Origin of the sequence: Pseudomonas sp. KnCO4, from assembly GCF_045344305.1 — a bacterium.
In the GTDB taxonomy this organism is placed as follows: domain Bacteria; phylum Pseudomonadota; class Gammaproteobacteria; order Pseudomonadales; family Pseudomonadaceae; genus Aquipseudomonas; species Aquipseudomonas anuradhapurensis.
In genome coordinates this window covers 3,025,595-3,037,647 of record NZ_CP174199.1, presented here as the reverse complement: position 1 = coordinate 3,037,647, position 12,053 = coordinate 3,025,595, and the positions used below count along the sequence as shown (strand labels likewise).

The following is a 12,053-nucleotide window of genomic DNA, read 5'->3' as shown; positions in this document are numbered from 1 at the left end:
GCCGTGGGAAAGACAATCTCGTGGGTGGCGCTGGCATATTCGAGGTCGTGTTCAGGCAAGCTGTCTGGCTGGGTCGGTTACCGTTATGCTGATGCTCCCGTCACTGAGGATGCCTTGATGAAATACGCCGCTGCCGTGTTGCTTTGCCTGATGCCGCTCTTGGCCAATGCCCTGCAACCGGGTGAGAAGCTCGCACCGTGGACGTTGCTCGACCAACACGACCAGGCCTACAGCCTCGATGCCGGCACGCATATCCTGCTGGTGGCGCGCGACATGGACGGTGCCAAGCTGGTCAAGGCGGCCTTGGCCGAACAGCCCAAGGGCTACCTGGAAGCGCGTGATGCAGTATTCGTCGCCGATATCCAGCGCATGCCGGCGCTGATCAGCAAGCTGTTCGCCATTCCTGCCATGCGCGACTACCACTACCGCGTGCTGCTTGACCGCGATGGGCGGGTAGCCAGCCGTTATCCCGGGCAGGATGGCCAGGTGCAGTGGCTGCAACTGGAACAGGGCAAGCTGGTGAGCCAGCAGGCGTTTGCCGATGCGCCAGCGTTGAAGGCGGCGCTGGAGAATGCACCACGGCACTGAGGCCGGCCTGTGCAGCCTTGAAGCCGGAAAGCCAGACAAATCAATCTGAACCCCGGGCGTCCTCCGCAACCCAAAGCAGTACATGCCATTGGGAGGATGCTCATGGAAATCGGAACGATCTGGTTCATCGTCGCCATTCTGGTGATCGTGCTGGAAATCTGGGCCATCTGGCACATCATCGGCAGTGACCGGCGCGCCGAACGCAAGATGCTGTGGATTGTCTTCGTGGTCTACGCGCCATTCCCCGGCCTGCTGTTCTGGGCCTGGCGTGGGCCACGGGCGGTGAAGGGCAGGGCGGTGCTGGAGGAAAAATAAGCTGGTCGGCATCAGGCGCGGGGGCGCCTGATGCCTTGCCGTCCTACAGGATATCGATGCGAATGGCCGGGCCCAGGCCACTCACCATCAGGCTGCCATAGAACTTGACGCTCGACAGGACCTGCAAGCGCTTCAGTTCGGCGTGGATCCGCTCACGGACCAAGCGCTGCGCTTCCCTGACCCGATCATCCGCGGTTGTGCTGGCCAGCTGCACAAGGCCCAGCAGTGTGGTCTCGATATGCTCGACGGTGTCCAGGCCAAGGTTTTCACGCAGGTGGTGGCGCGCCTGGGCTGCATCCGGCTCATCCCGCTCAGGGTCGCGCGGCTTGATGGTATAGGCGAGTTGAAAGTCGTGTTTGCTCATGGTTTTTCCTTGTTGCGTGCAGGCCTCCGTGCCGGGGCATGCAATCTAGCGTGTAGCCGCCACCGTGCATACATACGCGTGGTTCACGGGGGGGCTGCGCCTTGTGCGAAAGGTCCTACGCATCGCACTTGACCTCGAGTTAACTCGAGGTCCGATACTGCGCCCTTCCTGCAACCGATCGAGGGCTTACCGTGACCCATTCAACCGCATTCCAGCTGAGCAATCCCGAAGGCCTGTACGACCCTGGCGACAATGCCTATTCCCACGTCGCCGAGGTCCGTGCCGGCAGCCGTCTGCTGTTTATCGCCGGCCAGGGCGGGGAAGACCGCCACGGGCAGCTGTCGCCGCTGTTCGCCGAGCAGGCACGCCAGGCGCTGGCCAACCTGGAGCTGGCCCTGGGTTCGAAAGGCGCCAACCTGGCCCAGGTGTTCAAACTCACGCTGTTGATCGTCGACCACTCGCAAACGCGCCTGCGTGAGTGGGTCGCCGAGGCTGACAAGGCCTGGGGCCCGCAGCTGAAACCGACCTGTACGTTGATCCCGGTAGCGCGGCTGGCGCTGGACGACATGCTGGTGGAGATCGAGGCGGTGGCAGCGCTGTAGCGCCGACGATGCACTGGTGGCGGCAACGGAACAGGCTGTTGTATATCGGTGCTGGTCAGATCAGCATGGCCGCTATAACAACAATTCCTTCTCAGAGGTGACCACACCATGAGTACCGGCACCACCACGCTCTACCACCGCAAGGCCCGGTCCTGGCTGTGGCCTGCACTGTTCAGCCTGGTGGCCTTTGCTGCCAACTCGGTGTTCTGTCGCCTGGCGCTGAAGGACGGCGCCATCGACCCGGCATCCTTCACGGTGGTGCGCCTGGCCAGTGGCGCACTGTTTTTGCTGGCCCTGATCCGCCTGCGCAAGCCGGTGTTGGCCATGGGCGGCAGCTGGCGGGGTGGCCTGGCCTTGTTCCTCTATGCGTTCCTGTTTTCTGCCGCGTACCTGCAACTGGGCGCCGGTGCCGGTGCGTTGCTGTTGTTCGGTGCGGTGCAGATCAGCATGTTCGGTTTCGCCTGGTACACCGGTGAACGGATCACCGCGCGGATGTTGCTGGGCATGCTGATTGCCTTTGCCGGGCTTTTGCTGCTGCTGTTGCCCGGCAGCGCAGCGCCCCCCTTGGCCAGTGCCTTGCTGATGGCGGCGTCCGGCGTGTCCTGGGGGGTGTATTCGCTCCTCGGCAAAGGCTCGCCCAGGCCGTTGGCGGACACTGCTGGCAATTTCGCCCGCAGCCTGCCGTGCCTGGTACTGCTGGCGCCGATGCTGTTACTGGGCGCCGAGCTGCAGGTGACCCCATTGGGCGTGTTGTATGCCCTGGGCTCCGGCGTCCTGGCATCAGGTGCCGGCTACGCCGTGTGGTACAGCGTGGTCAGGCAGATCAGTGCACAACAGGCGGCAACCTTGCAGCTCAGCGTACCGGTGATCGCCGCACTGGGTGGGGTTGCCCTGATCGGTGAAACGTTGTCGTTGCGCTTGCTGCTGGCGTGCGTCGTTGTGCTCGGCGGCATAGCCCTGGCCCTGGTGCGAAAACGCTAGAAGAACCTGCGCTGCGCCTTCAGCGTGAGCATGCTGTCGCAATAGCTGTTGCTGCCGGAATACGCATCGCAAGCACCACCACTGAGGTTGGAGTCGCTGTAGATCAGGTCCAGGTCAATGCCAAGCCAGGGCCGGGACAGCGCCAGCGACCAATCGGCAAAGCCGTTCACCTGGCTACCATCGCCAACGGTGAAGGGCTGGCCCAGGCGGTGATGAGCGAGCTTGGCGGTGAGCTCGACGCCGAACAGCGGCAATTGGCCGAAATCGGCGAACAGCGTGCCGGTGCGATGGCCAGGGCTGTCGCGCAGCGCGCCACCGAAACGGCTGCCCAGTACCGACACCCCAGCGTACAGGGCATGACTGTCAGGGCCGGCGATGTTTGGCTGGCTATACTGGATCAACCCCACCTCGTAGCCCAGGCTGCTGTCGAAGCGCTGTTTGTAACCGAGGTAACTGTCCAGGCGCAGGGTGGAATCAGGTGACACGCCCATGCTTGGGGCGTATTGGCCGAGGTACCAGCCACTGCGGTGGTTGAAGTCGAGACCACCGTGGAACGCACCGATCGCCGTGGGCGAGATCAGCCCTTGGGCCATGCTGCGTGAGGGGCTGGTGCCGAGGGTGAAGTCGAATTCGCCCAGCTCGCGTTTGATCTGTTGGGCCAGCAGCACAGGGCAGAACAGCAGTGCCGCACCCAGCAACAGAAGGGGCCTGGTCATGGTCGCCATCCTGCAAGGCTTGTGCTTGAGCGGTAAAGCATACCGGTGCGGGAGGACCGAGGGAACCTCTGGCGGGCCCGTTCAGCCGTTGCTCAAACCGTCGCTGTCGGCGGCTTCGGTCACCACAGGCAGGCTGCCGGCACGCTGGATCACCCGCCGTTGTTGCTCGTAATCGTCCAGCGACAAGCCACGCCGTTGCAGCGCCTCGAGTTGCAGCTGGCGGGTTTCTTCGGCGCTGTAGGGGCGCAGTTCGGGGTGGTTGGCACAACCGCTGGCGCTGACGATCGCAGCAGTGGCAAGGGTGGCGAACAGCAGGCGGGCCAGGGTGTTCATCGGGTAGCTCCAGGGACCGGTGTCGGGAAGGTCAAGTCGATGGAGTCAGGGTATTCCGCCAGGCCACTGGGCAGAAATTGCCGTTCTCGATAGTGACTATCGATGGGTGCTGCAGAACCGGGAGGGCGTGATGAAGCTGCCACCACGGCACTGCACCCTTGGTGCATGAAAAGTTTGCGCCTGTGCATCTGGCCAAAAGCATGGCCGTTGCTACCCTTAACCCACGCGGTCCGGCCTCATGGAGAGAAGCGATGCGCAAGCCATTGTCAATGGTGTTGTCGGTGCTGCTGTATCTGAGCGCGATGCCTGGCCCGGTGTCGGCAGAGGATGTGCCCGCCCCGGACCCGGCACCGCAAGCCGAGACGGTGCTGGCCAAGGACCCGGTGTTCAGCCAGGAACAACTGGACCAGATGCTCGCGCCCATCGCCCTGTACCCCGATGCCTTGCTGGCCCAGGTGCTGATGGCCGCCACCTACCCTGGGCAGGTCAGCGAAGCGGTGAGTTGGTCCAAGGCCAACCCCAAGGCCTCTGGTGACGCGGCCGTCAAGCAGGTGGCGAACCAGCCCTGGGACCCCAGCGTACAAGCGTTGGTGGCCTTCCCCCAGGTATTGGCCACCTTGGGCCAGGACCCGGTGTGGGTGCAGCGGCTGGGCGATGCCTTCCTCGCGCAGCCCGACGATGTCATGGGCGGCGTGCAGCGCCTGCGTCACCAGGCCCAGGCGGCGGGTAACCTGCAGAGCAACCAGTACCAGAACGTGACCGTGCAGGCCGCCCCGGCACCAGCGCCGGCCGCCAGCGGTGGCACTACCCAGGTGGTCGCGGCCAGCAGCCCGCCCACCACCATCGTCATCGAGCCGGCCGACCCGCAAGTGGTGTACGTGCCCAGTTATAACCCGACTACCGCCTATGGCAGTTGGGCCTACCCGGCTTCGCCGCCACCGTATTACCCGCCGCCACCCATGTACTACCCCGGTTCCGCGCTGGTTGCCGGCCTGGCCTTTGGTACCGGCGTGGCGATCGTCGCCTCGTTGTGGGGGGACTGCGACTGGGACAACCACGACATCGATATCGACGTCGACCGCTACAACAACATCAATGCCAACAACCGCATCAGCAACACCCAGAACAAATGGCAGCACAACGCCGCCAACCGCGACGGCGTGCCGTACCGCGATGCCCGCAGCCGCCAGCAATATGGTCGCCAGCTCGACGGTGCCAGCCAGCGTACCGCCTTCCGTGGCGATGACGCCCAGCGCGCCCAGGCCCGCGACAAGGCCCGTGCGTCCATGGACCGGGCCGGCATCGAACGGCCGGCCACCAGCAATCGCCAGGCGCGCCAGCAGATGCGCGAGGCGCAAGCGGGCAATACGCTCGGCAACCGCCTGCAAACGCGTGACGACAACACCAGGGCAGCCGAGCGCCGTCAGGACGCCCGCAGTACCCAGGCCCGCCTGCAGAACAACCAGGTGACCCCGCGCAGGCAGGGTGAAGGCCAGGCGCGGCAACTCGCGCAGAAGCGGCCCGGCAGCGGTGCCGGTCGGGCCCGCAACAATGCCTTCGATGGCGTGCGAGCGCCGTCGCGCACCAGCATGCAGGCCAGCCGTGGTCGCACCAGCCAGTCGTTCGCCCAGCGGCCGGGCGCGTCGCGTGCCGCCGGGCACACGATCTCCCGGCCCAGTGCGCCTGTACGCCGCGGGGGAGGTGGCCGTCGATGAACCGTCAACCGATAGCGGCACTGGTAATCGCGGCCGGTATGATCTGGTCAACCCTGGTTACGGCGCAGGAAGCCTTCCCGACACCGGAAAAGGCCGTGGACGCCTTCGTTGCGGCGCTGGGCGAAGCGAAACCCGATGAAGCCCGTCTGGCCCAGCTGCTGGGCGATGACTGGCGTATCTACATACCGCGCGGCGGTGTGCAACGCAGTGACGTGGACACGTTCCTGGAGCAGTATCGCGCGCAGCACAGCATCGACCGGTCGGGGGATGGCAAGGCCATCCTCGCGGTGGGCAGTGAACACTGGACGCTGCCCATCCCGCTTACTCAAGGTAGCCAGGGCTGGCGCTTCGACCTCAAGGCCGGCAGCGCCGAAATCCGCGCCCGGCGTATTGGCCGCAACGAACTGGGGGCCATGCAATCACTATTGGCCTACCACGACGCGCAGATGGATTACGCCACCCAGGACCATAACGGTGACGGCGCCCTGGAATATGCGCAGAAGATCTTCAGCGAACCTGGCAAGCATGACGGGTTGTACTGGGATGAGGACGGCGACGGGCAAGTCAGCCCACTGGGCCCGCTGTTTGGCCAGGACGTGGCCGGCGACGCGTGGTATGGCTACCACTTCCGCATCCTCGACGCGCAAGGCCCATCCGCCCCCGGCGGTGCCTACAGCTACCTGATTGGCAAGCACATGAGCCGCGGCTTTGCCATGGTCGCCTGGCCGGCGAAGTACGACGATAGCGGGGTGATGAGCTTCATGATCAGCCATGACGGCGAGGTGTTCGAGAAGGACCTCGGGCCGCAAGGTGACCACCTGGCCAGGCAGATGAAGCGCTTCGACCCGGATGACAGCTGGAAGGTGGTGGAGGTGCCGGCGGAGGATTGAGGGGGGGGGGCCCGTGATGGTTCAGGGCGCGGTTCGCGATTCCAGGTCCATTTCTGCTGGCCACACGACCCTAGGCGCCAGGCGCAGGGCGAATTCACACCAGAGCACATCATTGTGGTCTTTGGGTTCGCCGGCTGGTGGCAGGGCTGAGGGGCCTTCTTCCATGTAGGTGCAAATGTAGGCCCATACGTGCTCATTGGCGCCCATGAAACTTAAATGGAAGCGGTCTATGACATTATTCGTGCCAGGCTCCACGATGGATAGCACAACGCCGTTGTTGAAAAAGAACCCTCCGTTAGGAAGAACTGCGTTGCGCCACCAGAGCTCAGCACGTACCTGTGACCAGTCGTAGCTCACGGGAACAACCTTCCATGCTTCGAAGGGATTCCACCATCGGTATCTAAAGTTGTAAGCATAGACTTTCCGACGAGCTCTGTTGAAGCGGATGGGTTCATCTCTCGGTGCGGAAGTACTGAGTCGAAACATGAAGAGGGAAGCCCATAATCCAGGGGTGGCTGCAAATACGCACATCAGTGCAGTTTCGTAATCACTATGATGTATGCTGTCAACGATTAGGCTGGGTAACTGCAGCGTAGCTAAGGCGGTAAGCAAGGAATAAATCATGAGTAAATGTCTAAAGTTAAATGTGCGCCTTGGTAATTCCAGGTATAGCGGGCATTGATGATTGGGTACCTGACTGCCTACTGCTGCTTTAGATGAAATAGACTCCTCAGGAGCAGGTAGGTCCTTCATCCATCCAGGGCAAGGGGGGTTAAGCAGTGGGCGTTTCATGGGAACGGCCTCAGGCTGTTAAGTCTGTTTTCCCTGAAGATTATTTTGGCTTGCGTCGAACTGTCGTTTTTATCTGGCCAGTAAGTGAGTGTCAGGTCGATCGAGAGGATGTTGTGGTTGGTTGTAAGGGGTAGAGAATCTTGGATGCGCAGCGTGCTGGTGTATGGATCGATATATAAGAAGCGTGGTGATTCCGGGTTAAGCAGTATGCTTTCAGCATTTTCTATAGCTACGAAAGGCTCCGCGTTAGTGTGCTCGCTTAATAGGGTGGCTGTTTTTCCGTATTCGCCTGATTGAAGTAGTCTCATCTGCCATTGGTAGTGTGACTTATTTTTGCAGAAGTTTGGAAGTTTCATGGCGTAGTTCAGTCTGTAGTGCGCCGGTACCGAAGCGTCATCACTGCTGATAGGGGCTGGAGTGTTGTGATTGACCTCTGAGCCAAGGTGAATTTCAAATGCGGCCTCGGCTGTTAATCCGAGCGTGGCAGCATTGAGCGAACCGATCGCAGAATCTAGATCTTTTGCATCAATCAAACGCCGATGCTCTGAAGGCAAACCCCACCTGCTATGGCGAGCCCATAATTCCGTTGCGGACGATTCGAGCGTTTTGGCTGATGTTGCGAGTCTGTATGCCATAAGGCCCAAAATAGCCGCCGCGGCGACAGGAAGTAATAACCCGGTGAGCGCCGCAGCGATACCTGCACCCGACGCAACGACAGAAATCACAGTCGCAGCTTTGTATCTTCGGGAAGATGTTGAGTCTCCTGTCCGTGTTGTTCTCATCGCAGCATATGCGTACTGCACACCATCCATGACTCCTGCGATCGCCGTAATTGCACCACCATACTTGGCCAGGCTGCTCCCCAGTGATGCCGCAGTTACCGTCCCGGGCCACGGTATCTTCGGGCGTACTACCGCGACGACACCCCCAGCCACTTCAACCCCAACCCCCAGCAACCCAAGCGACGAAGACCAGATCGCCGCCAGCGCTTCCGGATTGTTCTGATGCGTTTCCTGCAATGCCCGATAGTTCCTGCCCAGGCTGTCCTGGTGAAACCACAGGCTGCCCAGGGCAAACAGCAAGCCGACGCTGCCGCCACTGGCGGCGGCATCGCGCAGGCTGCGCATGGCGTCGCTGGCCACGCTTTGCGCGGCCAGCGAGCTGATCTTCAACCCCTCCGTGACCTGTGTACGCAGCGTACCCGCACCTATCGCGATATTCCGTACCAGCGCCCCGACACCACCGGCTGCTCCCTCCCGCAGCTGCACCAGCCGCGCCTGCAAGCTCTCGGCGCTTTCGAACGTCCACAGCACCACCTCGATCATCTGGTTGCGATTGCCCGGCGCGGTGATATTGATCGCCCCGCTCAGCACCATGGCCCGCACCTTGCGGCCCAGGGGATCGCGGAACTGCTGGTCGACCTGCTGCAAGAACGCCTCGGTGCGTGCCTGCACGGCCTCGTCGAGCAGGCTCATGTATTCACCCAGGGTCAGCGAGAGCCGGAACGGGGTCACCTGCTGCCCGGCGAACAGTGCCAACGCCGAGCGGTGCACGTGGCCGATCAGCCTCTTGGCCCGCTCACTGAGGTGCTGGCTGAGTGCGTTCCCCGCACTGTTGGTCGCGCCCAGCAACTGGCCGACGGCATCCTGGATCGGCTTGATCATCAACAGCTGGCCGTCGCCAGTCCCGGCGATGCCCTTGATGATGTCGTGCACCTTGCCGAAGTCGTCGCCGGACAGCGCAGCGACCACCTGCTGCATCAGGCCCTGGTGCTTGGCCAGCAGTGCCTGGTACAGCAGGCTCTGGTCATCTTCCAGCAGCTGCTGCCAGACATGCTGGGTCAGCCCGAGCGGCTGGCCTTGCTCGGGCAGGGCTTCAGTAGGGCCACCGGCCAGGCAGGACGCCATCATCTGGATGAAATACTCGACCGAGACAGGATCTGTCGCGTCATAGTCGAAGTAACCGATCTGCTGAAACGCGCTCGCAGCGTAGTGCCGTGCATACAGCTTGCCGACCTGATCGATCATCGCCTGCCAGTTCTGCAGCTCGCGATCGTAATCGGCCTGGAACGCGGCGCGGGCGCTTTCGTCGTAACGCTCCTCCAGGCGCTCGCGGGCTTCCTGCTGTTTGCGCGCGATGTTGCGTTCGCTCCTTGCCTCGATGTCCACCGACGGCAGGGGCGCCTTGCCGGCCAGCGCGCTGTGGTTCCACTGCTCGACCTCTCGCGCCTCGCGCTCTGCGTCCTCGGCACCCTGCGCGGCGGCAGTGACGGCGTGCAGCTCGCGGATGCCCAGCAGCGCCTGCGAGGTGAAGTATTCGAAGTGCCGCTGCGGCTGCGCGCGCCACTCCTGCATGGCCTGGACCCAGCCCGTGCGTTGTGCATTCAGCTCCATCACCAGGCCGACCGGGTCGGGCACTGTCAGCGCCAGGATGCCGTTGGGCAGTTCCTCGCGCTGGATGGCGTTGCGCACCTGGACGCGGGTTTCGTGCCAGCGCCCCAGGCGGCTGTAGAAGCCATGCACGCTGGCATACCTGGCAGAGGAAAACGTCGAGAACTCCAGCACATCCTCCAGGCCGAAGCGGAAGCTGTCGGTCATGGCGATGCCGAGGCTGGCAGGGTCGTTGCGCGCGGTGTCCAGGTCCACCTCGACAAAGCGGGCGAGGGTGCCCGGGTCAGCGCTGGCGATGCCTTGCCGGTAGCGGTCGAGGACCGCCCGCGGCCAGGGGTCGTTGGCGAAGGCGATCCAGGCTTTGCGGTAGAGCAGGGTGTCGATGTTGATGAACGAGGCGATGATGTCATGGCCCTCGGTGGCGCACCACTTGGGCAATGGCCTGGGTGGCGCCAGGGGCATCTGCGACACCGGGAAACGCTGCAGGGTCCCGGCTGCCGCAACCTCGTAGGCTTGCCAGATTTCCTGGTCGAGCAGCACGTAGACGTAACCTTGGCGCAGCAGGCGCAACTGGTCGGTGTGCATCGGGTGGAAGGTGATCTCGCTGTCTTCCGCCAGGCGATAGGGGCGCTCGCTATCCGGGCGCGGGGCGTAGGCTTGGCGCAGCAGCAGGATCGGCAGGCCGAGCCGTCCGCAGGCATTGCAGTGGCCGTAGGTGTTGGGGATCTCTTCCTGCATGGCGATGTGGATGGCTTTGCTGATGCTCATGAGGAGTTCCTTTCCAGTGATTTGACGCAACGGTCAGAACACTAGCGAGGAACACCTTCGCGGGGGAGCAACAGGCTTCCTAAAACATCGTAGGAATCTTCGGTTTAGCGCCCGGTGCGGGCTGGCTGCGTGCCGGCCAGATCAGCCTGCTGCCCCAGCATCTGCCGCACCAGCCACTGCCCCGCAGGCCCCAGCGCCTGCCTGCCTGACCAGACCACATCCATGGCGACACGCCGTGGGTAACCGGCCACCTGCAGCTCCAGCAACCCGTCGCCAAACCGCGCCACCAGCGCCCTGGGTAGTTCGGCCCAGCCAAATCCGCGCACGGCGAACTCCAGCAGGGTGAGGTAGTCCGGCGCCGACCAGGCCTGGCCGCGGCCCTGGTGCGGGCTGGGGGCATAGGTCCTGATGTACAGCTGGCGTGTGCTTTCAAGGTGCTGCATTTGCAACGGAGCCTGGTTCGCCAGCGGGTGATCGCTGGCCACGTATACGCCGAACTCCGCCTGCTCCGGCAAGCGGGCGACGGCCACGTCGGCGGGGTACCCAGGTTGCGCGGCAAGGATGCCGATCTGCGCCAGGCCCTGCTGGATCAGCTCGATGACATCGGCATCTTCGGACGGGCCGCAGCGCAGTTCGGTATGCGGATAACGCTCGGCAAAGCGGGCCATCAGCGCGCCCTGGAAGGTGACGCTGTAACTGTCCGACATCACCACCGACACCAATGCCTCGACCTTTTCCGCCAGCCGTACCGCCAAGGCATCGAGCTGGGCGCTGGCATCGAGAATCGCCTCGACATGGCTCAACACTTGCCGGCCCGCCTGGTTCAAGGTGGGGTGGCGACCGCTGCGGTCGAACAATGGGCAGCCGATATCGGCCTCGAAATTGGCGATGGCGATGCTGATGGTGGACTGGCTTTTACGCAGCTTGCGCGCTGCCGCGGAGAACGAGCCCAGCGATGCGGCTTCGACAAAGGCGAGCAGAGCTTCGGGTGAGTAGCGCATGGTATTGATAAAACCGATGGTAGCTATGTCGCGAGTATCAGTTTTAACAAAGAAAATGGGAAGCACGACTCAAGCAATATGATGGGCTTTGCCATGAAAAACGTTTCCTTCATTGAACGCCTGGTTCATGCCGTTGGTTATGAAGTGTTCGCCGTGCTGCTGTGTGCGCCGCTGTTGTCCTGGATCATGGGCAAGCCGCTGGCAACGACAGGGATGCTGGCGGTGATGCTGTCGCTGATCGCGATGCTGTGGAACATGGTCTACAACGCGCTGGTCGATCGCCATGTACGGCTTGAGCGGATCCACTGGACGGCCCGCGCACGGTTTGTGCACGGCCTGGGTTTCGAGGCGGGGCTGGTGGTCTGGTGCCTGCCGCTGGCGGCGTGGATGCTGGATATTTCCCTGGTGCAGGCGTTCATGGTGGAGCTGGGCTTCTTCGTGATCATCCTGCCTTACACCGTGCTGTACAACTGGGTGTTCGACAAGGCGCGGCACCTGTTTCTGCTGCGCCGTGCTGAACAAGTCACCCGCTCGACCCGAACCCTGTAGCAGCGCGCAAGTTCAATGAATGCAAGTAAAAACGGGGCATGCCATCGCT

Annotated in this window: 13 protein-coding genes; 7 read left to right on the top strand and 6 right to left on the bottom strand. The window is 62.8% G+C overall.

Features of this window, described 5'->3' with window-relative positions; genetic code table 11:
• Positions 1-117: 117 nt before the first annotated feature.
• Together ACJA3S_RS14295 and ACJA3S_RS14290 are read left to right on the top strand one after the other, a co-directional pair.
• Positions 118-588: an FAD/FMN-containing dehydrogenase gene (locus ACJA3S_RS14295; protein WP_406818972.1), complete on the top strand. Its 471-nt coding sequence runs from the start codon at positions 118-120 to the stop codon at positions 586-588.
• A 102-nt stretch (positions 589-690) separates the two neighbouring features.
• Complete coding sequence (locus ACJA3S_RS14290; RefSeq protein WP_186676653.1) at positions 691-903, top strand: PLDc N-terminal domain-containing protein; 213 nt, start codon at positions 691-693, stop codon at positions 901-903.
• A 43-nt stretch (positions 904-946) separates the two neighbouring features.
• On the opposite strand, the gene ACJA3S_RS14285 is transcribed toward ACJA3S_RS14290, so the two are convergent.
• Entirely contained in the window at positions 947-1,267 is a 321-nt protein-coding gene (locus ACJA3S_RS14285; RefSeq protein ID WP_406818971.1) for a hypothetical protein, read from the bottom strand.
• Between the two features lie 191 nt (positions 1,268-1,458).
• On the opposite strand from ACJA3S_RS14285, the gene ACJA3S_RS14280 reads away from it, so the two are divergent.
• Together ACJA3S_RS14280 and ACJA3S_RS14275 are read left to right on the top strand one after the other, a co-directional pair.
• Entirely contained in the window at positions 1,459-1,869 is a 411-nt protein-coding gene (locus tag ACJA3S_RS14280) for a RidA family protein (protein WP_406818970.1), read from the top strand.
• 108 nt (positions 1,870-1,977) lie between these two features.
• Positions 1,978-2,850, top strand: a complete 873-nt coding sequence (locus ACJA3S_RS14275) for a DMT family transporter (RefSeq protein WP_406818969.1) — start codon at positions 1,978-1,980, stop codon at positions 2,848-2,850.
• On the opposite strand, the gene ACJA3S_RS14270 is transcribed toward ACJA3S_RS14275, so the two are convergent.
• On the bottom strand, positions 2,847-3,566 hold the full coding sequence (locus ACJA3S_RS14270; protein WP_406818968.1) for a TorF family putative porin: 720 nt from the start codon (positions 3,564-3,566) through the stop codon (positions 2,847-2,849). The two genes, ACJA3S_RS14275 and ACJA3S_RS14270, sit on opposite strands and share 4 nt — an antisense overlap.
• A gap of 81 nt (positions 3,567-3,647) precedes the next feature.
• A complete protein-coding gene (locus ACJA3S_RS14265) occupies positions 3,648-3,899 on the bottom strand; it encodes a hypothetical protein (protein WP_406818967.1) in 252 nt (83 codons plus the stop codon).
• 251 nt (positions 3,900-4,150) lie between these two features.
• Between ACJA3S_RS14265 and ACJA3S_RS14260 the strand changes: the two genes are divergently transcribed.
• Together ACJA3S_RS14260 and ACJA3S_RS14255 are read left to right on the top strand one after the other, a co-directional pair.
• Complete coding sequence (locus ACJA3S_RS14260) at positions 4,151-5,614, top strand: DUF3300 domain-containing protein (protein ID WP_406818966.1); 1,464 nt, start codon at positions 4,151-4,153, stop codon at positions 5,612-5,614.
• The gene (locus ACJA3S_RS14255; protein WP_406818965.1) at positions 5,611-6,504 is read left to right on the top strand and encodes a DUF2950 domain-containing protein; all 894 of its coding nucleotides are present in this window, start codon (positions 5,611-5,613) and stop codon (positions 6,502-6,504) included. Before ACJA3S_RS14260 ends, ACJA3S_RS14255 begins: the two co-directional genes overlap by 4 nt.
• 21 nt (positions 6,505-6,525) lie before the next feature.
• Here ACJA3S_RS14255 and ACJA3S_RS14250 read toward each other — a convergent pair whose 3' ends face one another.
• The 3 genes from ACJA3S_RS14250 to ACJA3S_RS14240 form a co-directional block, all read right to left on the bottom strand.
• A complete protein-coding gene (locus tag ACJA3S_RS14250; protein ID WP_406822255.1) occupies positions 6,526-7,035 on the bottom strand; it encodes a DUF6708 domain-containing protein in 510 nt (169 codons plus the stop codon).
• Between the two features lie 257 nt (positions 7,036-7,292).
• Complete coding sequence (locus tag ACJA3S_RS14245) at positions 7,293-10,454, bottom strand: T6SS effector BTH_I2691 family protein (RefSeq protein WP_406818964.1); 3,162 nt, start codon at positions 10,452-10,454, stop codon at positions 7,293-7,295.
• A 104-nt stretch (positions 10,455-10,558) separates the two neighbouring features.
• Positions 10,559-11,455: a LysR family transcriptional regulator gene (locus tag ACJA3S_RS14240; RefSeq protein ID WP_406818963.1), complete on the bottom strand. Its 897-nt coding sequence runs from the start codon at positions 11,453-11,455 to the stop codon at positions 10,559-10,561.
• A 93-nt stretch (positions 11,456-11,548) separates the two neighbouring features.
• On the opposite strand from ACJA3S_RS14240, the gene ACJA3S_RS14235 reads away from it, so the two are divergent.
• Positions 11,549-12,004: a multidrug/biocide efflux PACE transporter gene (locus tag ACJA3S_RS14235; protein WP_406818962.1), complete on the top strand. Its 456-nt coding sequence runs from the start codon at positions 11,549-11,551 to the stop codon at positions 12,002-12,004.
• Positions 12,005-12,053: the final 49 nt, after the last annotated feature.

What these genes read in the sequence shown, in the direction of transcription:
- ACJA3S_RS14250 (WP_406822255.1), bottom strand. Translation starts at nt 7,035, where the DNA reads ATGTGCGTATTTGCAGCCACCCCTGGATTATGGGCTTCCCTCTTCATG.
- ACJA3S_RS14285 (WP_406818971.1), bottom strand. Translation starts at nt 1,267, where the DNA reads ATGAGCAAACACGACTTTCAACTCGCCTATACCATCAAGCCGCGCGAC.
- ACJA3S_RS14275 (WP_406818969.1), top strand. Translation starts at nt 1,978, where the DNA reads ATGAGTACCGGCACCACCACGCTCTACCACCGCAAGGCCCGGTCCTGG.
- ACJA3S_RS14265 (WP_406818967.1), bottom strand. Translation starts at nt 3,899, where the DNA reads ATGAACACCCTGGCCCGCCTGCTGTTCGCCACCCTTGCCACTGCTGCG.
- ACJA3S_RS14255 (WP_406818965.1), top strand. Translation starts at nt 5,611, where the DNA reads ATGAACCGTCAACCGATAGCGGCACTGGTAATCGCGGCCGGTATGATC.
- ACJA3S_RS14290 (WP_186676653.1), top strand. Translation starts at nt 691, where the DNA reads ATGGAAATCGGAACGATCTGGTTCATCGTCGCCATTCTGGTGATCGTG.
- ACJA3S_RS14295 (WP_406818972.1), top strand. Translation starts at nt 118, where the DNA reads ATGAAATACGCCGCTGCCGTGTTGCTTTGCCTGATGCCGCTCTTGGCC.
- ACJA3S_RS14270 (WP_406818968.1), bottom strand. Translation starts at nt 3,566, where the DNA reads ATGACCAGGCCCCTTCTGTTGCTGGGTGCGGCACTGCTGTTCTGCCCT.
- ACJA3S_RS14245 (WP_406818964.1), bottom strand. Translation starts at nt 10,454, where the DNA reads ATGAGCATCAGCAAAGCCATCCACATCGCCATGCAGGAAGAGATCCCC.
- ACJA3S_RS14240 (WP_406818963.1), bottom strand. Translation starts at nt 11,455, where the DNA reads ATGCGCTACTCACCCGAAGCTCTGCTCGCCTTTGTCGAAGCCGCATCG.
- ACJA3S_RS14235 (WP_406818962.1), top strand. Translation starts at nt 11,549, where the DNA reads ATGAAAAACGTTTCCTTCATTGAACGCCTGGTTCATGCCGTTGGTTAT.
- ACJA3S_RS14260 (WP_406818966.1), top strand. Translation starts at nt 4,151, where the DNA reads ATGCGCAAGCCATTGTCAATGGTGTTGTCGGTGCTGCTGTATCTGAGC.